12 protein-coding genes are annotated in these 20,330 nt (G+C 66.9%); 5 read left to right on the top strand and 7 right to left on the bottom strand.

The window, feature by feature from the left end; all coding sequences use genetic code 11:
- Positions 1 to 3 precede the first annotated feature (3 nt).
- Positions 4 to 8,424 (bottom strand): SdrD B-like domain-containing protein, encoded by an 8,421-nt coding sequence (locus tag Q0O97_RS08825; RefSeq protein ID WP_294927555.1) that lies wholly within the window; start codon positions 8,422 to 8,424, stop codon positions 4 to 6.
- A gap of 380 nt (positions 8,425 to 8,804) precedes the next feature.
- Here Q0O97_RS08825 and Q0O97_RS08820 point away from each other — a divergent pair, with 380 nt between their 5' ends.
- Positions 8,805 to 9,596: an aspartate dehydrogenase domain-containing protein gene (locus Q0O97_RS08820; RefSeq protein ID WP_294927552.1), complete on the top strand. Its 792-nt coding sequence runs from the start codon at positions 8,805 to 8,807 to the stop codon at positions 9,594 to 9,596.
- A gap of 245 nt (positions 9,597 to 9,841) precedes the next feature.
- Here the strand turns inward: Q0O97_RS08820 and Q0O97_RS08815 are convergent, their stop codons facing one another.
- From Q0O97_RS08815 to Q0O97_RS08790, 6 genes are read right to left on the bottom strand one after another with little or no spacing between them, the layout of a single operon-like run.
- The gene (locus tag Q0O97_RS08815) at positions 9,842 to 10,591 is read right to left on the bottom strand and encodes a FadR/GntR family transcriptional regulator (protein ID WP_294927550.1); all 750 of its coding nucleotides are present in this window, start codon (positions 10,589 to 10,591) and stop codon (positions 9,842 to 9,844) included.
- A complete protein-coding gene (locus tag Q0O97_RS08810) occupies positions 10,591 to 11,607 on the bottom strand; it encodes a four-carbon acid sugar kinase family protein (RefSeq protein ID WP_294927546.1) in 1,017 nt (338 codons plus the stop codon). Before Q0O97_RS08810 ends, Q0O97_RS08815 begins: the two co-directional genes overlap by 1 nt.
- Positions 11,608 to 11,620: 13 nt before the next feature.
- Complete coding sequence (locus Q0O97_RS08805) at positions 11,621 to 12,736, bottom strand: iron-containing alcohol dehydrogenase (RefSeq protein WP_294927543.1); 1,116 nt, start codon at positions 12,734 to 12,736, stop codon at positions 11,621 to 11,623.
- Complete coding sequence (locus tag Q0O97_RS08800; RefSeq protein WP_294927540.1) at positions 12,733 to 13,644, bottom strand: dihydrodipicolinate synthase family protein; 912 nt, start codon at positions 13,642 to 13,644, stop codon at positions 12,733 to 12,735. Before Q0O97_RS08800 ends, Q0O97_RS08805 begins: the two co-directional genes overlap by 4 nt.
- A complete protein-coding gene (pdxA, locus tag Q0O97_RS08795) occupies positions 13,641 to 14,591 on the bottom strand; it encodes a 4-hydroxythreonine-4-phosphate dehydrogenase PdxA (RefSeq protein ID WP_294927537.1) in 951 nt (316 codons plus the stop codon). Before pdxA ends, Q0O97_RS08800 begins: the two co-directional genes overlap by 4 nt.
- Positions 14,588 to 15,775: an exo-alpha-sialidase gene (locus tag Q0O97_RS08790; RefSeq protein WP_294927534.1), complete on the bottom strand. Its 1,188-nt coding sequence runs from the start codon at positions 15,773 to 15,775 to the stop codon at positions 14,588 to 14,590. Before Q0O97_RS08790 ends, pdxA begins: the two co-directional genes overlap by 4 nt.
- 244 nt (positions 15,776 to 16,019) lie before the next feature.
- Here Q0O97_RS08790 and Q0O97_RS08785 point away from each other — a divergent pair, with 244 nt between their 5' ends.
- The 4 genes from Q0O97_RS08785 to Q0O97_RS08770 are packed head-to-tail and all read left to right on the top strand — an operon-like array spanning position 16,020 to position 20,330.
- Positions 16,020 to 16,901: a DMT family transporter gene (locus Q0O97_RS08785; RefSeq protein ID WP_294927531.1), complete on the top strand. Its 882-nt coding sequence runs from the start codon at positions 16,020 to 16,022 to the stop codon at positions 16,899 to 16,901.
- Positions 16,902 to 16,940: 39 nt separating this feature from the next.
- Complete coding sequence (locus Q0O97_RS08780) at positions 16,941 to 18,443, top strand: ABC transporter substrate-binding protein (RefSeq protein WP_294927529.1); 1,503 nt, start codon at positions 16,941 to 16,943, stop codon at positions 18,441 to 18,443.
- A 54-nt stretch (positions 18,444 to 18,497) separates the two neighbouring features.
- Complete coding sequence (locus tag Q0O97_RS08775) at positions 18,498 to 19,412, top strand: ABC transporter permease (protein ID WP_294927527.1); 915 nt, start codon at positions 18,498 to 18,500, stop codon at positions 19,410 to 19,412.
- A gap of 3 nt (positions 19,413 to 19,415) precedes the next feature.
- A complete protein-coding gene (locus Q0O97_RS08770; RefSeq protein WP_294927524.1) occupies positions 19,416 to 20,330 on the top strand; it encodes an ABC transporter permease in 915 nt (304 codons plus the stop codon).

The following is a 20,330-nucleotide window of genomic DNA, read 5'->3' as shown; positions in this document are numbered from 1 at the left end:
TCGTTACTGTTCCCCCGCCCGCGCCGGTCGGGTTGCCACGACCGTTTCGATATTCAGGGCAAATCGACCGTTTGCAGGCCACAGGCGGCGCAGGGCAGCCTCGACCCGGTGCAGGCGCGCCTGTGCATTCCGGCGATCCTCGCCTGCCGCAAGCTGATAGCTCAGCCGCACGACCGAGGGCTTCGCTGCGATCCCGGTCACCAGAAGGCGCAGACCGTCATGCAGTTCGGGGCGCAGCTCGTGCCCGTCGAAGGCGCGGGCCGACAGGTCCACGCGCACGACCTGCGAAAGCGTGGCGCCGAAGTTCATCTTCGTCAGCATCCCCGGCGTCAGCCGCACCACCCGCGGGTTTTCGGTCGTGAGACGATAACCCGCAGGCAGCGTGCGTTCGTCCAGCTTCAGCATGAAGTTGGCACCGATGTCGCGCGGCAGCGCGGCACAGGGCAGGCTGAAGCGGCCATGCCGGTCCGTCGTCACCGCCAGGCCGTTCGGTGTGATCAGCCGCACGCCCGGCAGGCCCCTTTCGACACCGCGCGGGGCGGGCAGGGGCGCATCCATGCGAATGCTCTGCCGAGAGGGTTCGCCATTATAATAGCCGTCATGGTTCAGGTCGTCGAATACGCGGCCGATCACCGTCGAGCAGGCGAAGACCGCCTCGGCCTCGACCCGGATCGTCGCCCTGGCCTCGGGTGTCACCGCCTGGCCGGTGGTCGGGCTGAACGCCTGTGCCCGGTTGACATGGGCACCCGGCTGAACCCCGCTGCCGATCAGGACCTCGATCCGCACAGGCAGGGTTTCCCCAGCCGCAAGGTGCAGGCCGCGCCAGATCAGGCGGTTGCCGTGGATCTCGGGCTCCATCGGCGAATCGCCGACCGTCGCGCTGCGCGAGCGATAGGTGAAGCCCGCGGGCAGCGTATCGACCAGGTCGGTCACCGTCGCGATGCCCGATGCGTCGTTGCCGAGTTCCAGCGTATAGCCGACCAGATCCCCGGCCGAGGCCGTGCTGCGATCCGCCGATTTGGCAAGCGTCAGCCCTCCGACCCGCATCATCGGCGAAGCCACCGCATGATCTGACGAAGCCGACACGCCCGCGACCGAATGACCCGTTGCCGTGGCGGACAGGCCCACGCTGCCGTTCTGCGCATCCGCAGCGGTCACCGTATAGCGGTTGCCGGTGCAGAGCAGCCGCGCGGTCGCCCCCACCTCCAGCGGGACCGGCTGACACGAGAATCCGGGCAGGTTCAGGTTGAGGCTGTCGGGGTCGATGGAGACGTTCTCCAGCGCGACATTGCCGGTATTGGTCACGTCGAAGGCGTAGACGATCTGGTCGCCCGCATCGAAGATGCCATTGCCGTTCATATCCGGCGTCTCGAGGATCGAGATCTGCAGCAGGATCTCGGGCCAGCCCAGCCTGACCACGGTCGGGTCGTTGGCCGGATCGCCGTCGGTCGCATCCTCGCCATCCGGGGTTTCCACCGCCCGCGGATCATCCAGCAGATTCCCATCGGGATCGGTGCCCGCATCCGAGATATCGTCGGCCAGCAACGGCGCGCCCCCGTCGCCCGGAATTGGCGTGCCGTCCAAGGTCACGGCCTGTCCCGTCACACGCGCCGAGTTCTGGACATAGCCGCGCCGCATGTCGTCATCGTCCAGCAGATAGGTCGCGGTGAAGGTGGTGCTGTCCGTCTGACCCGGCGCGATCGTCACCGGTCCCCCTGCAACTGTCGCCGTCGGGTCGTCGATCATGTCGATGCGTAGCGCGACATTGCCGGTATTGGTGACGGCAAAGGTAAAGGTCAGGGTATCCCCTGCATCCTCGACGCCGTTGCCGTTGGCATCGTCGAAACCGGCATAGTTCTTGATCAGTTCGATGCCTGCCATCCGGGTCAGCCGCGCCACGGTCGGGTCGTTGCCCGGATCGCTATCAATCATTCCCGCCCCGTCCGGTGTTTCGGTGGTTTCGGGGTTGGCGACTGTCCTGCCTTCGGGGTCGGTTCCGGCATCCGAAATGGCGCTTGCCTGTAGCGGCGCGCCGCCCGGACCTTCGATGATGCTGCCATCGCCACGCACCGCCAGACCGTTCACGGTGGCCGTGTTCTGCACATGGCCGCGATCCAGATCGGCTTGCGTCAGCACATGGCTGGCGGCAAAGCTGCTGGTATCGGTCTCGCCCACGCCGATGGTGACCGGCCCGCCCGCGACGGATGCGGTCGCGTCCTCGATGGTTTCGATGCGCAATGCCACGTTGCCGGTGTTGATCACCGAGAAACCGAAACGGACGGTGTCGCCGGTATCCTGAAGGCCATTGCCGTTGCTGTCCTCGATTTCGATCAGCGACTTGACCAGGCGCACCCCTGCGGAAGGCGTGATGGCAACCACCGTCGCATCGTCGTCCCCGATGGTCGCGCCAGAAATGTCGTTGACTGGCTCGCCCATCCGGGGGGTGCCGATCACCGAGGCGCTGTTTCTGACTTCGCCCGCGTCGATATCGGCCTGCGTCAGCTCGTAGGTTGCCGCAAAGGTGGTCTCGTCGACCGCGCCCGGCACCAGCGTGGCGACGGGGCCGCCGGTCAGGTTCACGCCCTCCAGCGTGTCGACCAGCGTGATATCGTGCAATGTCACGTTGCCCGTGTTGGTGACGGTGAAACGGTAGCCGATTTCATCCCCGACGGCGGCGGGCGACGAAATGCCGCCGGTATCCGCCACCTTCACCAAGGCGATGGAGGGGTTTGCGGTCAGCGCCACCACAGTCGGATCGTCATTGGTGGTATCGGTGCCAGAGGTATCGTCCACCATCCGGCCATCGGCTGCGCGGCCCTGGGCGGTCGCGGTATTCTCGACTTGTCCGGCGTCGATATCGGCCTGCGTCAGTTCATAGACCGCCGTCAGCACTTGCGATTCACCCGGTGCCAATGCGGCCACGGGACTGCCGGGTATCGCGCCCAGCATCGGGTCGGCCACGGCGATATCGGTCAGCGTGACATTGCCGGTGTTGGTCACGGTAAAGGCAAAGGTGATCTCGTCGCCGATGGCCACGGGGACCGAGACGCCGCTGGCATCCGCTGCCTTGACCAGCGCAATCGCGGGTTGCGAGACCAGAGGCGTCAGGGTCGGGTCATCGTTGGTCATATCGGTGCCCGATATGTCCTCGACGATGGTGCCGTCCGGGGCCTCGCCCTGGGTGGTTGCGGTATTCTCGACCTCGCCCCTATCGATGTCGGTCTGCGTCAGTTCGTAGACCGCCGTCAACACCTGCGATTCACCCGGTGCCAGTGCGGCCACGGGACTGCCGGGTATCGCCGCCAGCACCGGGTCGGTCACGGCGATATCGGTCAGCGTGACATTGCCGGTGTTGGTCACGGTAAAGGCATAGGTGATCTCGTCGCCGATGGTCGCGGGGACCGAGACACCGCTGGCATCCGCCGCCTTGAGCAGCGCAATCGCAGGCGCGGTGGTCAGATCCGTGACGGTCGGATTGTCGTTGGTGGTGTCGGTGCCGGAAATATCCGTCACCGTTCCGCCATCCGGGGCCTGACCTTCGGCGGTGGCGGTGTTCTCGATGCCTCCAGCGTCCAGATCGGCTTGCGTCAACTCGTAAACCGCCACCAGCACCTGCGATTCGCCCGGTGCCAGCATGGCCACGGGGCTGCCGGGTATTGCGCCCAGCATCGGATCGGCCACGGCGATATCGGTCAGTGTGACATTGCCGGTATTGGTAACCGTCAGGTTATAGGTAACCCGATCGCCAGCTAATGCCGGCACGGAAATTCCCGAGGTGTCCGCTGTCTTGACCAATGCGATGCCGGGGGTGTCGGTCAGCGCCACGATGGTCGGATCGTCGTTGGCCGCGTCGGTGCCGGAAATATCCGTCACCGTTGTGCCATCCGGGGCCTCGCCCTCGACCGTGGCGGTATTCTCGACATGTCCGGCGTCCAGATCGGCCTGCGTCAACTCGTAGACCGCCGTCAGCACTTGCGATTCACCCGGCGCCAGCATGGCCACGGGACTGCCGGGTATCGCGGCCAGCATCGGGTCGGCCACGGCGATATTGGTCAGCGTGACATTGCCGGTGTTGGTGACCGCCAGGTTATAGGTGATCCGGTCCCCTGCCGCCGGCGGGCTGGAAAGATCCGAAGAATCGGCTGATTTCACCAGCGTGATCGACGGGGTAAAAACCGGCGCGAGCGGGGTCGGAGAGCTGACACCCCACTGGATCGTCGTGCCATCGTTGGACCTGTCGGTCAGGCTTGGGTTGTTCGCCCGGGTCTGGCCGGAGAATTCGCCCGTGCCTTCGACCTGCGCGATATTTTCAAAGTTTCCGCCAGAGGCCTGGGCGGCAGGAAGCGGCCCATCCGTGCGCACGCGGATCTGGAAACCGACCTCGCACCATGCGCCTGCGGCAAGGGTGAAGCCGCTGGCAACCGTATCGTCCGATGCACCGTTGAAGCCGCCATTCGCTCCGCCGCAACTTCCCGAAGGGGCTGAAACGATGGTGTAGCTGCCGGGTGCCAGTGGCTCGGCCGTCGGGTCGGCAAGCGCCGCGAAGCTGCCGAAGAACGGCGCGGCGCCGCTTAGCGGATCGGTGATCCGGATATCCTCCAGCGGTTCAAGCGAAGGGTTCTGCACGATCAGGTTGAAGCCTGTGGTAAAGCTGCCGTCGGCATTGACCACCGGCCCGCCGTCCAGGGATTTCGCGATCCCGATCCGGGCCTGCGGCACCTTTGGAAACAGATAGCCGGTTGCAGGCGTCGCCGCAGGCAGCGCGATATCGTCGATCGTTCCCGTTGTCGGGTTGCCGCCTGCACTGCCCGCCGTGGTGATCCCGTCTTGCAGATCGGTCTCGCTGATCGCGGCGTGGGTAATGCTGTAGGTTCCGGCGGGAATACCCGTGAAATCATAGCTGCCATCGGGCGCGGTCTGGATCGTCCGGGTAACCGGGGTGCCGTCGAAGGCCGTGCCGGACAGCGTCACGTCCAATCCGCCGATCGCCGTATCGCCGCCGTTCATTGCGGCGTTGTTGTCGAAATCGCGAAACACGCGGCCCCCCAGCGAACTGGCGTTGACCGTGACGGTGCCCGAGTTGCTGTTGTTCGTCGTGTTCGCCTCGAAGGACGAGGTGGTGATTTCGGCGGTATTGGTAAAGACCTGCCCGGTGGTTTGGACGGAAACCACCCGCGAGGGCGCCGTGATGCGGATCTCTGCGCCGCTGCTCAGCGTGCCCAGGCTGCAGGTAAAGCCGGTCTCGCCGGGGGTGCCCGTACAGCTTTGGGAACTGGCCGAGCCGCTGAGGACGGTCACGGTCGGCGCACCGCTCAACTCGATCCCGGCGGGAAGGGTGTCGGTGACGGTGACGTCATCGGCCTCGTCCAGGCCAACCTCGCTGATATTGCGCAGGTCGATGATGAAATCGAATGTTTCCCGCAGGTTGACCGTGGTGGGGTTCGATGTCTTCGACGTCACCTCGACATCCGCGCGGGTGCGCAGGGTGGTCGGCTGGGTCGCCACGTTATCGGCAAGGTTCGGTTCAAAACCCTGGCGGGTTTCTTCGGATGCGACCTCGACCCGGTTCACCGGCACGCCTTTTGCCAGCCCCTGGGCCGTGATTTCGATCACCCGGCTGTCACCCACCTCCAGCAAGGGGAAGTTGCAGGCCAACTGCCCGCCCGGCGTCCCCGCCGTGGGCAAGGTGGAGCAGGTGCCGTCGCCGGGCACGGTATGGCTGAGATAGGCGATATGCGCCGCCGGCATCTCGTCGGTCACCACCACGTCCGTGGCGACCGAGGGGCCGGAATTGGTCACCGTGATGCGATAGACCGTATTGTCGCCGACGGGCAGCGGATCGACGCTGTCCGTTTTATTCACCAGCAAGTTCACCTGCGGATCGGCGATATTAGTATTCAGCGAAAAACTGTTGTTGGTCGTGTCGGTTTCCGGCGTCGTGGTCGAGACGGTGACAAGGTTGGTCACCGCCGTGCCCTGCAATCCCAGGTCGGGGCGCATACTGATCGTCACCGTCCGCTGAGCGTTGACGTTGATCGTGCCCAGGTTGCAGGTCACCGTATCGTTGCCGGGTCCGGTGGTCGAGTTCGGCACGGGCGTGACCGAGCAGCTTCCGTTGCTGGGCATGGCCGAGATGAAGGTCATCCCGGCGGGCAGCGTATCGGTGACGGTCACGTTCTGGGCCTGTGACATCCCGTGGTTCAGGTTGCGCGCCGTGATCACATAATCGAAGGGCTGGCCGACGGCGGGCGTCGCGGGGTTGGCGAGCTTGCCGATGGTCACATCCGCCCGCGCGGTGACGTTATAGTTCGCGCTGCCCGAGTTGTTGGAAAGCGCCGGATCGGGCGTGTCCGCCGAGATGGCGGTCGCGGTATTGGTGCGCGCGCCGGCATTGCCGCCGGGCCGGACGATGACGCCGATGCGCGGACAGTCGTTATAGGCGCCCGCCGTGCAGACCGGCAGGCTGTCGATGGTGCAGCTGAGGCGGCGTCCATTCGATCCGCTGGCTGCCGTCGTGCAGGACAGGCCGGACGCGTTGCCCTGCATCGGCGTGAGGCTCACAAAGCCGTTGTTCGATCCCGTGCCGTTGTTGATCAGGCCGGTCAGCTCATCCGTGACGGTGACCGAACTCGCCTCGGACGGGCCGTCGTTGACGATCTCGATAAGGAACGCAAGCTGATCGCCGGACGCGACCGTCGCCGGGTCCGCGGTCTTGATCACTCGCAGGTTGGCGCTGTTGGCCGGCGTCGCGGCGGTGCCGCCCGAGGTGATGGTGTTATTGGCCATGTTCGGCTCATCTGGCAGATCGGGCGAGCCGACCGTCAAGCCGACGGGCATCGGTCCCGGCGCCGTAATATTTATCATCGGCTTCAACACAGGTGTTTCCGCGCCCGGTGCCAGGGGCGCGGCGGCGGTATATTCCCTTTCGCAGATCAGATCGGCAGGCCCCGCCAGGGGCAGGCCGGGCGAACAGGTCCAGCCGTTCAGATCCAGCGCCGTCACCGTCATTCCTGCGGGCAGGGGGCTGGTCATGCGGAAGGTGCCGACAAAGGGCGCATTGCCGACATTGCTGCCGCTGAGCCCGAACTCGTAGCTCTGACCCACGACGTAAAGTCTGGGCCAGGGGCCGGCTATCGGGTTCGCGCGCAGATCGACCTGGGGCGCCTGGATGGTCACGCCGCCGTCGCTGGCGGTGTTGTTCGCGGGATTGGGGTCGTCCGGCGCGGTTGCGGCAATTTGCGCGGTGTTGCTGACGCTGCCTGCCGCATCCGCCCGTGCGACGATGGTGATCGGGCCAAGCGGCACATTCGCCCCCGCCCCGCTGCCCGAGGGTCGCGTCGCCGTCACCGTCTGCCCCGCCGTGCCCACGATCCAGCCCGGCGCGTCGGTCGAAACGATGCTGTAATTCGCCGGAAGCGTATCGGTGACGGTGATGCCCTGCGGGCTGTCGCCGGAATAGCGCGGCGTCAGCGTGAAGGTGACCTGATCGCCGACCAGGATGGTGCCGCCGGGCGCACGCGACTTGGCGATGGCCAGGTCGCTGCCCGCCTCGACCTGGGTGTTTCGCGAGACGCCGTTGTTGTCCGGGATCGGGTCCGCAGGGGTGCCGCCGCCGATGCTGGCTGCCGGGGTGATGGTCGAACCCGAGGCCGCCACGATCTGCGCCTGGAATTCGCGCGTCACCGTCGCGCCGACCGCGACCGGCCCGGCGATGGTGCAGCGATAGGCGCCGCCCGCCAGCGTGCAGCCCGCCGGGGCGGTGATGCCCGCAAGGCCCGAGGGGACGGGAAAGTCCAGCACCAGGTTTCTGGCTGGATCGGGACCGTTGTTCGTCGCGGCAAGGCCGTAGGTGACGGTCTGCCCCGACATGGCGCTGTCCGGCCCGCTGAGCGTGAGCGAGATGTCGGCGCCAGCCGTGATGCTGGTGTTCTCGGTAACCGAGTTGTTGCCGGGCTGGCTGTCGGAAACCCCGCCCGCGCTGGTCGGAACCGAGGCGGTGAAGCCGATCGTCCCCTGCGCCGCGGTCCGCACATGGGCGGTCAGGGCCACGCTGGCGCCGGATTCCAGCGCGGGCACCGGGCAGGTTATCGTCGCCGGTCCCGTTGCGGGCAGCGGCGCGCAGCCCGAAACGGCGCCGCTGGTCGTTTCCAGCACCGTTCCCGCCGGGATGGCCAGATCAAGCATCGTTGCGGGCGCGGGGTTGTAGCCGTCATTCGTGACGGTGATCCGGTAATCGACCAGCCCCCCGGCAGGCGTCGGGTCCGAATCGGTGTCGCTGACGTTGAGGACCCAATCTACCGCCTGCGCCGCCGCGGTCTGGGGCGCCGCCGCCCATATGAACAGCCCAAGCAGAAGCAAGGTGACGTGGCGGGCAAGGAACTGCAAGGGTTTCCGGCTGTTCCGGCGGGCAAAGGCTTTGGGCATCGACAACTCACCATGACATTCCGCCGCCCGTCAGAATCGCAGGCAGCAGGGCCGTTATGTGTGCCAATTGTCTAATAAACCGTTAACCCGGACGATTTTTCCTGCGCCGGGCAAATCAAGCCCCCGGATATCGCAGGCGATGCCTTGCCCCCGGCAGCCAGGTCCGCGACAATACCCATCCCGACAACGAAAAGGCGCCGTCTATGGCTGCGCCGTGATCGAGAGGCACGTGGCATATGTTCAACGAGGACAAGGCGCATATGAAACGGGTCCGACTGATCGGTTGCCCGCGCGCGCCCCGAAAACCTGCGGGAAACCGAATGCCACCGGCGCAAGGCGGGCAGACTTCAGGCCAGCGTAAACCTTTGCAGGATCGAACCATGAGCATACCATCCATCGGATTGATCGGCTTCGGCGCGATCTCGCGCGCGCTGCACAAGGATATGGCCGCGCGGGGACGGGCGGTGCGCTGGACGGTGCTGATGCGCCCGGATTCGACGACCGGACTGCCGCCTGACGTGACGCGGGTGACGGATGTCCAGGCCCTGATCGCCGCGCGGCCCGCCGCGGTCGTCGAGGCCGCCGGGGCCGAGGCCGCGCGCCGCCACCTGCCCGAACTGCTGGCCGCGGGGCTGGCGGTCATTCCCGCCTCGGTCGGTGCGCTGGCGGATTGCGGTTTTCATGACGAGATGCGCGCGCTGGCTGCGCGGACGGGCGGGCGGATCGTGCTGCAAGGCGGTGCGCTTGGCGGGCTGGATTACCTGGCCGCCGTCGCGCCCCTGCCGGATGCGCGGGCGCGCTATACCTCGCGCAAGCCCGTCGCTGCATGGGCGGCGGAACTGGCCGCGCTTGGCGTCGATCCGGGCGCGCTGACGGGTCCGCATGTGCTGTTTCGGGGCAGCGCCGCCGATGCCGCCCGGCTTTATCCGCGCAACCTGAACGCGGGCCTGACGCTGGCGCTGGCGCTTGGTCCCGACCGGGTGTCGGTGCGCGTGCTGGCCGATCCCGCCGCTACCGGCAACACGCATGAGATCGAGGTGACGAGCGCGGCGGGCACCGCCGAATTCCGTTTCGTCAATACGCCCGCCCCGGAAAATCCCAAGACCTCGCTGCTGACCGCGCTTGGCGTGGCGGCGGCGCTGGAGCCGCTTCTGGATCGCCCCCGGACCTGAAAGGCCACGCCCGCCTGCATAACGCCGCCGCCGAGGCCTGCATCCACGACGGCCTGCCGCGGGCCGGGACTTGGCGGGCATGGCCGGTTCTGGTCCCGCGGTTACCGCCCTTGGCCTGATCGGCACGCGGCTTGGTCCTTGCTACGGGCTTTTCCGGCCCGCGGCCGCGCATCGCCTGCCGGTGATGGGGGCAGGGGGCGCATATGCCTGCGAGGCGCCGGGCTTTCAGGCGGCGGGCCGGCGGATCAGGATTGTTCGTGCAAGGCCAGCGAGGGGCCCCCCGAGGCAGGGACCGGCTTGCGGCGCGTGAACAGCCGGTCGCGTGAATGTTCCAGGTGTTCGCGCATCAGGGTCCGGGCGCGGGGGGCGTCGCCGGTGCGGATGGCGTCGAAGATCGCCGCATGCTCGTCGAAGACCCGCGCCAGTCCGCTGGCCTCGCGCTTGACCGAGGCGCCGTGGAAGCGCATCCCGACGGCGATATGGTCCTTCAGCGCCTCCATCGCGATCGAGAAATAGGTGTTTTCCGATGCGATCGCGATGGCCAGGTGGAACTGGAAATCGGCGTCCTCGCGGTGGCTCTGGCGGTTGGTGGCGTCGCGCATCAGGTCCAGCGCGGCGGCGATCCGTTCCAGCGCAGCATCGTCGCGCCGCTCGGCGGCGCAGGCGGCGGCGGCGGGTTCCAGCGTCAGGCGGAATTCGTAGCAGCTGAGCAGGTCCGAGACGTTTTCCAGAGGCCCGAAACCCAGCGGCTGCTTCAGCCCGATGGTGCGCACGAAACTGCCCGCGCCCTGGCGCGAATAGATCAGCCCGCGCTCGCGCAGTTTTTTCAGCGCATCGCGGACGACGGGGCGCGAGACCTCGAACTCGGCGGCCAGGTCATGTTCGGTCGGCAGCCTTTCGTCGGGGCGGTAAGAGCCCGACTTGATCGCCCGCTCCATCCGCTCGAACACGATCTCGGCAAGGGATTTCCGCGCCCGCTTTTCCGGTTCCGCCATCAGTTCCGCCCCTGAAACATCTCCAGCAAGGTGACGAGGGTGCCGGCCGTCCCGAAGCCCCCCGATTTGGCGATGATGCTGATTTCGCCCATATGCGCCACAGGTAACCCAGGCAGGCATTCGCCCGCAAGCCGCAGAGAGGCGATGCCCATATGCGCCAGCACCGCCTCGGCGGTGGCGCCGCCCGACAGGAGCAGCGCCTGCCTGCCGGCGGTCAGGCGGGGGTGGATGCTGCGGGCCAGGGCATCAGTCACCTGCGCACCGGTCCGCGTGGCCTGTCCCGGCACGACTTGTATCAGCAGATGCGGCGGCGTGGCGTCCGGCACCGCCTCGCCTAGGGGGGCGGGCAGGACCGTGGCCAGACCCGAGGCCTGCACCCGCCGGGCCTGTTCCACCGTGATCGGATCGCGAGAGCCGACGACCAGCAGGCTGCGCGCGGCGCGCGGCGCGACCGGGGTGGCGGTGGGTTGTCCGGTCATGCGGATCGCCAGCGCCTCGGCCAGGCCGCGCGCGCCGACCAGCAGGTCGCCCGGTTCCGCCATGTCCAGCGCGGCGGCCATCTCGGCGGGGCTGGTCACGTCGGGGATGATGGCGCGGCCTGCCAGCGGCCCGAGGGCTTCGGCGACGGGGATGGGCCGGGCGATGCCGTGGCCCCGGACATGGCCGTCCTGCGTGATCCGCCCGAATTCGGGAATGGCGGGTGCGACCAGCATCCGCGCCGGGTCCAGCATTCCGATTTCGGCGGCGACATGCCCTTTCAGCCGCGAGTCGATCTTCTTCAGGACCGGCACGCCTGCGGGCAGCGCCGCCACGACCTGCGCCATCGCCTTGCGCGCCGCGTCCTCAGTGCCGTCGCGCGAGCGGGTGCTGACCGCCATCACCTGCGCGCCGCTTGCCGCGATTGCCGCGACCGCCTCGGGCGACAGCGCGACCTGAACCGCCAGCTCGCGCCCGGCAAAAGGCGCGGCGCTGTCCAGCGCGCCGGTCAGGTCGTCGGCGATGATGCACAGCTTCATCGGCCCGCGCCCCTCAGAAAGCGGCGCGATAGATGGCCAGAACCTCGTCGGGCGTCATGTCGCGGGGGTTGTTGTCCATCAGGCGGCGGATGGCATGGGCGTCGGTGGCGAAGCGGGGCAGCTGGTCCTCTGTCGCGCCATGCGCGGACAGCCGCATCTCGACCCCCAGATCCGCGCAGAAGCCATGGGCGCGGGCCAGCAGGTCCCCTTCGCCAAGGCCCAGGGCCGCCACGATCTCGGCGGTCTTGGCCTGCGCCACGGGTTCGTTGAAGGCCAGCACATGCGGGAAGATGATCGCATTGGCCAGCCCGTGCGGCAGGTGCAGCAGTGTGCCAAGCGGATAGGACAGCGCATGCCCCGCCGCCGTATTGACCGGGCCAAGGCAGACGCCGCCATAGAACGAGGCCAGCATCATCCCCTCGCGCGCCTCGGTGTCGGAACCGTCGCGGACGGCGCGGGCAAGGTAGCGGCCCACGAGGTCGATCCCCATGCGGGCGAAGCCGTCGATCACCGGATGGGCGTTGCGGTTGGTGAAGGCCTCGACGCAATGCGCCATCGCGTCGATCCCGGTCGCCGCCGTCACCGCAGGGGGAACCGAGAAGGTCAGTTCCGGGTCCAGCACCGCCAGGTCGGCGATCAGATGCGGGCTTTCCACCGCGATCTTGTTGCCCTTGCCGGGATCGGTGATCAGCGCGCGGATGCCCGCCTCGGACCCGGTGCCCGCCGTGGTCGCGACCTGCACGAGGCGCGAGCGGCGCCCCGCCACCCGGTTCGGTCCCGCGACGTCCTCCAGCGACTGCCCGCCGTCCCACATCGCCGCGACCAGCTTGGCCACGTCCATGACCGAGCCGCCGCCAAGCCCGATCACCAGGTGGGGCCGGGCCTGCTGCGCCGCCTGCATGGCCGCGTCGAAGGTCGCGATATCAGGCTCGCCCGGAATGGCGTCGAAGACCGAGACCTTGCCCCCCAGCCCCAGCCTGTCCGCGAAGCCGGCGGTATGCGGGCTGGCGACGATCAGGACATTGCGGGCATCCTGCGCCCATGCGCCCACGCGGGTCGAGGCGCCCGGCCCGATTTCCAGCCGTTTGGGCTGATGCAGGGTGATGATGCGGCTCATGCTCATGCTCATGCCGTGCCCTCCAGTTCGTCCATGACCGCCCAGACCTTCGCGGCCTCGTCCTCGGACAGGGGCGAGAAGGGCGGATGCACGTTCATCCAGCCCTTGTCGCCGCGGCGCCTGGCCAGCATGGACTTGACGGTGGGAAGCTGGGTGTAGCTGTTGGTCAGGTTGCGCCACGCGACGATCACGTCCTGCGCGGCCTTCACCTCGGCGGCCTTCGCCGGGTCGTTCCAATGGTCATAGACCACCCGCAATTCCCGCGCGACGAGGTTGGAACTGGCGGTGATGCAGCCCGCGCCGCCGCCTTGCAGGACCGGCAGCAACAGCGGATCGGCCCCGGCCAGCACGGCGAAGCCGGGGAAGCGGGCGGAAATCGCGTGCATGTTCTCGATCTTGCCGTCGCTGTCCTTGATGCCGACCACGGTGCCGGGGAAGGCCTGAACCAGCATCGCGATCAATTCATGGCTGATCGGCACGCCGGTCAGCATCGGGATGTGATAGAGGATCACCTTCAGCCGGTCGTCCGCGACCTTCTCGATGATCGAGGCGAAGAAGCGGAACAGGCTCTCGTCGCTGAAGGCGGTGTAGTAGAAGGGCGGCAGCAGCACCACGCCCTTGACGCCTGCCTGCACCGCGTGGCGGGTCAGTTCGACCGCATCCGTTACCGCGCAGGACGAGGTGCCGGGCAGCAGCTGGTCGGGCCGGGTGCCGCCCGAAATCGCGGCTTCCAGCAGGTCCATGCGCTCGCGCACGGAAAAGCTGTTCGCCTCGCCGGTCGAGCCCAGCATGGCGATGCCGTGGCAGCCTTCCTCGATCAGCGCCTTGGCATGGGCGCCGAACAGGGGCAGGTCGGGGGCGCCGTCGGCTTTCAGGGGTGTGGCCGCGGCGCAATAGACGCCCTCGATGGCGAAGCTCATTTTTTCCCTCCCGAAACCAGTTTGCGCGCATAGGCGATGGCGGAATTCATGTTGCCGTGATCGGCGATGCCCTTGCCCGCGATATCAAACGCCGTGCCGTGATCGACCGAGGTGCGGTCGATGGGCAGTTCGACCGAGACGTTCACCGCCGTGTCGAAAGCCACCAGCTTGATCGGGATATGGCCCTGGTCGTGATATTGCGCGACCACCAAGTCGAAGGCGCCGGAATGGGCGCGATGGAACACCGTATCTGCCGAAATCGGGCCGCTTGCGTCGATCCCCTCGGCGCGCGCAGTGGCGACGGCGGGGGCGATCTGGTCGTCGTCCTCGGTCCCGAAAAGGCCGTTCTCGCCGCAATGGGGGTTGATGCCCGCCACCGCGATGCGCGGCACAGCGATGCCGATGCGCTTCAGATGGGCGTCGCCCGCGCGGATCGTGGCCAGCACCCGCTCGGTCGTGGCGCGGGCGATGGCCTCCTTCAGCGAAACATGGGTCGAGACGTGGATGACCTTCAGCCGATCCGAGGCCAGCAGCATATAGGCGGCCTTCGCCCCCGTCAGGCTGCGCAGCATGCCGGTATGGCCGTCATAGTGGTGGCCCGCGGCGTTCAGCGCCTCCTTGTTGATGGGCGCGGTGACGATGCAGCCGATCCGGCCCGCCTGCGCGTCCCGGACGGCGCGCTGGATGAAGCGGAAGGCCGCGTCGCCCGCGACCGGGGACAGTTGCCCCCAGGGCAGGGGGGCGCCTTCATAGTCGATATTCACCACCCGGTCGGCCAGGTCCAGGTCGATGCCCACGGCTGCCTTCGCGGCCTCAAGCGTGGCGAGGTTGCCATAGATCAGCGTCCGCGCCCGGTCCTCGGGCGGCATGTCTGCCAGCGCCTTGACGCTGATCTCGGGGCCGACGCCGGCGGGGTCGCCCATTGTGATGCCGATGATGTCGCTCATGCCAGAGCCTCCGAAAGGCGGCTTTCCCAGCCGGGTTGCAATTGCAGGTATTTGATGGCGCGGCGGTGGTAGGTATAGGCCAGATGCAGGGTGCCGTCCGGGCCTTCCAGCAGCCAGGGATAGGACATTTCCTTGTTGCGCCCGTCCGTCGAATCGTTCGAGGTGCAGGTGCCGGGGCCATCCTCGACCAGCAGGCGGCGCGGGAAGGTCAGCCCGCCGTCGTCGGATACGCAGACCGTCACCGGCGCGCGCGGCACGCCCCAGATGGGCGCGCAGCCGCCCGTGGGATCGGCGTCGGGGCGGTCGTCCTCCTCGCCCAGCTCGTCGTAAAGCGAGGCGCGGCGGTCGGGCGACATCGCCGCGTTAACCGGGTTGCAGATCATCGCGATCCGCCCGTCGCGCAGGGTGACGGCGCTGATCGAGGAATTGTTGTTCGGCACATCCGTCGCCACCGGCGCGGCCCAGCTTCTCCCGCCATCCGCGCTGTCCGAGCGATGGACGAAATCGGACTGGCGGCGGCGATAGAAGGCGGCCATGCGCCCCTCGCCCAGATCGACCGGGCTCATATGGACCGAGCCGATCGAGTCGGGCACGTCCTCCAGCCGCCAGCTTTGCCCGCCATCCATCGAGACGCCGACCGCGGCGGTATCGTGGCTGCCGTTCCATTTCTGGCCGGGCCGCTGAACGCAGCGGAAGATCGGCAGCAGCCAGGCGCCGTCCTTGCGCACTTGGACGGGCGCGCGCACGAAACAGCCGCGCGGCAGGTCGAGGAAGCGGCCTTCTTCCGCCGTGATCGTCGCCCCGTCGCGGTGCAGCGCCGCCATGCGGATGCGGCACTGGTCCTGGTTGCCCGAGGGTTGCGAGGTGTGGAACAGCCACAGCCCGCCGTCGGGCGCGGCGAAGATCACCGGGTTCTGTTCCGAATGATCGGGATCGTGGCTGAGCGTCTGCGCCGGCCCCCAGGCATCCGCCCCCGGCAGCAGGACCGAGGCATGGATCGCGATGTCCGACTTGCCCTCGAGCGTGCCGCCGAACCAGGCGCAGATCAGCGCGCCGTCATCTGCCAGCGACAGGAAGGCAGCGTGATTCTGCACCTTGGGCGAGGGCAGGAATGCCTGTCGCATCCCCTCTGCCCCGGTGGTCAGGCGCCCGTCCATGCGCTGCGCGATATCCTCTGGTCCCATCTGATCCTCCGGCGTTGAATTGAGGGGAAGACAGCGCATAACCTGTCAAGTTGTCAAGTTGAAAGATAAGACAGAAGGGGAAGTTAAATAATATTAATAAAATAAACAAAATAAAATCAATATATTAAAATGAACACCCGGAAAACATCTTTCGTGACTTCGTTTTTTATTGACAAACTTGTGGGCCTGTTCGATGGTTCGCCAACCGCGTCGGAGCAGTCCGGGCGCAGGTTTCGGAGGGGGCATGCTACGGGTGATTGCGCGGGATGATGCGGCGATGCTGGCGGTGGGGCTGGCGGCGATGGGTGCCGCGCTGTCTGCCGTCGATGCTGCCATCGTGCGGCAGTTGGACGGTGGCCTTCACCCGATGATGATCGCCTTCACCCGCGCCCTGTTCGGCGCGCTGGCCGTCCTGCCGATGGTGGTGATGCGGCCCTCGGTGCTGAAATCGGTCTATCCGCTGCGCCAGCACATGGCCCGCGCCGCGCTGAAGCTGGTGACGCTGGTCGCCTTCTTTGCCGCCTTCGCGCGCGGACCGCTGACGGATGTGACCGCCATTGCCTTCACCTCGCCGATCTTCGTGGTGATCGGGGCTTCGGTGATGCTGGGCGAAAGGCTGGGCGGGATGAAGATCCTGGCCGTCGCCATCGGCTTTTGCGGGGCGTTCTTCGTGGCCGGGCCGACGGGTGCCGGGCTGACGCTGGCGATGGGCTTTGCGCTGGTGGGCGCAGTGTTGCAGGCGGTGATCCAGTTGATGCTGAAAAGCATGTCCTCGGGCGACCGGACGGCGACGCTGGTGATCTGGAACCTGCTGCTGACGGTGCCGCTGGCCTTCGTGCTGGCGCTGCCCTTCCTGACCATGCCGACGGCAGGGCAGATGGGCCTGCTGGCGCTGCAAGGCGTGCTGGGGGCGGGCTGCATGGCGCTGATGACCCATGCCTTCAGCCTGGCCGATGCCTCTATCGTCGCGCCGGTCGATTTCCTGCGGCTGCCGCTGGTCGCGGTGCTGGGCTATGTGCTGTTCGGCGAATTGGCGAAGCCCTCGGTCTGGATCGGCGGCGTGCTGATCTGCCTTGCGGCCCTGATCGCGTCCCGCGCCTCGCGCCGCGCAAGGCCCGCCGAATGACATCAGAATGAAACGATCCGATATCCAAGGGAGGAACGAATGATCGCAAGATCCTTGATCTGGGGGACGCTTGCCACGGCCGTGGCGCTAAGCCCCGCATTCGCGCAGGACAGCACCGTCCGCATCGTGCTGAACGAGGAGGTGGACCTGCTGGAACCCTGCATGTCCACGCGCTCGAATATCGGGCGAGTGACGCTTCAGAACATCAACGAGACGCTGGCCTTCCTGGACCTGCGCGAGGGCGGTGGGTTGCAGCCGAAGCTGGCCGAAAGCTGGGAACAGCTTGAGGACGGTTCCTGGCGCTTCCATCTGCGGCAGGGCGTGACCTTTTCCGACGGGACGGGTTTCGACGCGCGCGACGTGAAGCATTCCTTCGACCGGGCGATGGACCCCTCGATCACCTGTGAGGTGCCGCGCTATTTCGGCGGCATGACGATTCAGGCCGAGGTGGTGGACGACCACACCATCGACTTCAAGGCCGATCCCGAACAGCCGATCCTGCCCTTGCTGCTGACGCTGATTTCCATCGTGCCCGAGGAAACCCCGGTCGAATTCGTGCGCGAGCCCATCGGCACCGGCCCCTATACCCTGACCGAATGGACGCCCGGCCAGCGCATCGTGCTGAGCCAGCGCGACGATTACTGGGGCGAGGCGCCCGCGGTGACCGGGGCGACCTATCTGTTCCGGGCCGACCCTGCGGTGCGCGCGGCGATGGTGGCGACGGGCGAGGCCGATATCTCGCCCTCGATCGCGGCGCTGGACGCGACCAATCCGGCGACGGACTTTTCCTATCTGGACAGCGAGACGGTCTATGGCCGGCTTGATCACTCGGTCGCGCCCTTCGACGACCTGCGCGTGCGCAAGGCGATGAACCTGGCCATCGACCGCGAAGCCTTCATCGGCACGCTGCTGCCCGAGGGCGCGCTGCTGGCCAGCGCCGTCTATCCGCCGCCCACGCTTGGCTGGAACGAAGGCGTCGAGGTCTGGCCCTACGACCCCGAGGAGGCCGCGCGCCTGCTGGAGGAAGCCAAGGCCGACGGCGTCGCCACCGATACGCCGATCACGCTGATAGGGCGCACCGCGAACTTCCCCAACAACGTGGAAATCCTGGAGGCGGTCCAGCAGATGCTGCAAGAGGCGGGCTTCACCGTCGAGCTGCAATTCTACGAAGTGGCCGAGTTCGAGGAGCTTTATTCCAAGCCATACCCCGAGGGGCGCGGCCCGATGGTGGTCGTCGCCATGCATGACAATTCGCGCGGCGATCCGTCGTTTTCGATGTATTTCAAATATGCATCGGATGGCCGCCAGTCCGGCATGGACGATCCCAAGGTGGATGACCTGATCAACCGCGCGCAGGCCGCGACGGGCGACGAACGCGAGGCGCTTTGGAAGGAACTCCACGCCTATCTGCACGACGAGGTGGTGGCCGACCTGCTGCTGTTCCACATGGTCGGCTTCAGCCGCGTGAACGAGCGGCTGGACTGGAAGCCGACGATGGCGACCAACTCGCAGCTTCCGCTGGCGGATATCGCCTTCAAGTGACCTGACAGCCGGGCGGGGGCCATCCCCCGCCCATAGCGACCGGAGCCAGGGGCCATGACGAATTTCATACGCAAACGCGCCTTCGCCAGCCTGATCTCGCTGATCCTGCTGGTCGTCGCCGTTTTCTTCCTGTCGCGGCTGACGGGCGATCCGGCGGCGCTTTACCTGCCCTCGGAAGCCTCCGAGGAGATGCGCCATCAGTTTCGTGAAATCCACGGGCTGAACGATCCGCTGCCGGTGCAGTTCGGCCGCTATGTCTGGGATCTGCTGCATCTGGACTTCGGGGATTCCGTGCGCCGCGCCCGTCCCGCATTCGAGGTCGTCCGCGAAGCCTTTCTGTGGACGCTGCAACTGGCGGTCATCACCATGGTGCTGGTGACGGGGGCGGCCATCCTTGTCGGCTCGCTGGCGGCGTTCCGGGTGGGCGGGTTCTTCGACCGCATCGCCTCGCTGACCTCGCTGATCGGGGCTTCGGCGCCGGATTTCTGGGTGGCCATCGTCGCCATCGTGGTCTTTTCCGTGGGGCTGGGCTGGTTGCCGACTTCGGGGACGGGCAGCCTCTGGCACTGGATCCTGCCCATCGGCGTGCTGTTCATCCGCCCCTTCGGGTTGATCGTGCAGGTGGTGCGCGGCTCGATGATCAACGCGCTGTCCTCGGCCTATGTCAAGACCGCGCGGGCCAAGGGCGTCAAGACGCGGCCCATCATCTTCGTCCATGCGCTGCGCAACGCCATGCTGCCGGTCATCACCGTGATCGGCGACCAGGCGGCGGCGCTGCTGAACGGCGCGGTGGTGATCGAGACGATCTTCGGCTTTCCCGGCGTCGGCAAGCTGATGATCGATTCCATCCTGCAACGCGATTTCAACGTCGTCCTGGCGGCGATCATGGTCACCGCCATCGCCATCTTCATCATGAACCTGCTGATCGACCTGGCCTATTCGCTGCTCGATCCGCGCATCAGGCATTAGGCCATGTCCAGCATCGACATCATTCCCGACGAACCGAAGCCGCTGACCCGCTTTGCCCGCATGCTGTGGGCCGACAAGTTCGCGCTGGCGGCGGTGCTGTTCCTGACGCTGGTGCTGGTCCTTGCGCTGATCGGCCCGACATGGCTGGGCGAGGTGGCGCAAAAGCAGAACCTGCGCGGGCGCAACGCGCCGCCCTTCGAGTGGGAACGCGGCTGGCTGTGGATCCTGGGCGCGGACGCGCTTGGCCGCCCGCTGCTGGCGCGGATCATCGTGGCCACCCAGAACACGATGATGGTGGCCGCGGGGGCGGTGTTCTTCTCGGCGCTGATCGGGACGGTGCTGGGGCTGGTCGCGGGCTATGCCGGGCCGCGCACGGGGCAGGTGATCATGCGGCTGGCCGATGTGATCATGTCCTTCCCCTCGCTGCTGCTGGCGGTGGTGGTGCTGTATATCCTGGGGCCGTCGATCCTGAACCTGGTGATCGTGCTGGCGATCACCCGCATCCCGGTCTATCTGCGCACCACCCGCGCCGAGGTGCTGGAGGTGCGCGAGCGTATGTTCGTGCAGGCCGCCAAGGTGATGGGCGCTTCGTCCCGGCGGATCGTCTTCCGCCATATCCTGCCGGTGGTGCTGCCGACGCTGATGACCATCGCCACGCTGGATTTCGCCTTCGTGATGTTGGCCGAAAGCTCGCTGTCCTTCCTGGGCATCGGCATCCAGCCGCCGGAAATCACCTGGGGGCTGATGATCAGCCAAGGGCGGCAATATCTGACGACGGCGTGGTGGCTGTCCTTCTGGCCGGGCCTTGCGATCATCCTGACCACGCTGTCGCTGAACCTGCTGTCGGGCTGGATGCGCATCGCGCTGGACCCGACCCAACGCTGGCGGCTTGAAATGAGGGGGCGCAGGAATGGCTGA

The organism is uncultured Paracoccus sp., assembly GCF_945915435.1.
Classification (GTDB): domain Bacteria; phylum Pseudomonadota; class Alphaproteobacteria; order Rhodobacterales; family Rhodobacteraceae; genus Paracoccus.
This window is presented reverse-complemented; position numbering and strand designations above follow the sequence as displayed.

Excerpts from the sequence above, each read along its gene's own strand:
- Q0O97_RS08825 (WP_294927555.1), bottom strand. The coding sequence starts at position 8,424 with ATGCCCAAAGCCTTTGCCCGCCGGAACAGCCGGAAACCCTTGCAGTTC.
- Q0O97_RS08820 (WP_294927552.1), top strand. The coding sequence starts at position 8,805 with ATGAGCATACCATCCATCGGATTGATCGGCTTCGGCGCGATCTCGCGC.
- Q0O97_RS08815 (WP_294927550.1), bottom strand. The coding sequence starts at position 10,591 with ATGGCGGAACCGGAAAAGCGGGCGCGGAAATCCCTTGCCGAGATCGTG.
- Q0O97_RS08810 (WP_294927546.1), bottom strand. The coding sequence starts at position 11,607 with ATGAAGCTGTGCATCATCGCCGACGACCTGACCGGCGCGCTGGACAGC.
- Q0O97_RS08805 (WP_294927543.1), bottom strand. The coding sequence starts at position 12,736 with ATGAGCATGAGCATGAGCCGCATCATCACCCTGCATCAGCCCAAACGG.
- Q0O97_RS08800 (WP_294927540.1), bottom strand. The coding sequence starts at position 13,644 with ATGAGCTTCGCCATCGAGGGCGTCTATTGCGCCGCGGCCACACCCCTG.
- pdxA (WP_294927537.1), bottom strand. The coding sequence starts at position 14,591 with ATGAGCGACATCATCGGCATCACAATGGGCGACCCCGCCGGCGTCGGC.
- Q0O97_RS08790 (WP_294927534.1), bottom strand. The coding sequence starts at position 15,775 with ATGGGACCAGAGGATATCGCGCAGCGCATGGACGGGCGCCTGACCACC.
- Q0O97_RS08785 (WP_294927531.1), top strand. The coding sequence starts at position 16,020 with ATGCTACGGGTGATTGCGCGGGATGATGCGGCGATGCTGGCGGTGGGG.
- Q0O97_RS08780 (WP_294927529.1), top strand. The coding sequence starts at position 16,941 with ATGATCGCAAGATCCTTGATCTGGGGGACGCTTGCCACGGCCGTGGCG.
- Q0O97_RS08775 (WP_294927527.1), top strand. The coding sequence starts at position 18,498 with ATGACGAATTTCATACGCAAACGCGCCTTCGCCAGCCTGATCTCGCTG.
- Q0O97_RS08770 (WP_294927524.1), top strand. The coding sequence starts at position 19,416 with ATGTCCAGCATCGACATCATTCCCGACGAACCGAAGCCGCTGACCCGC.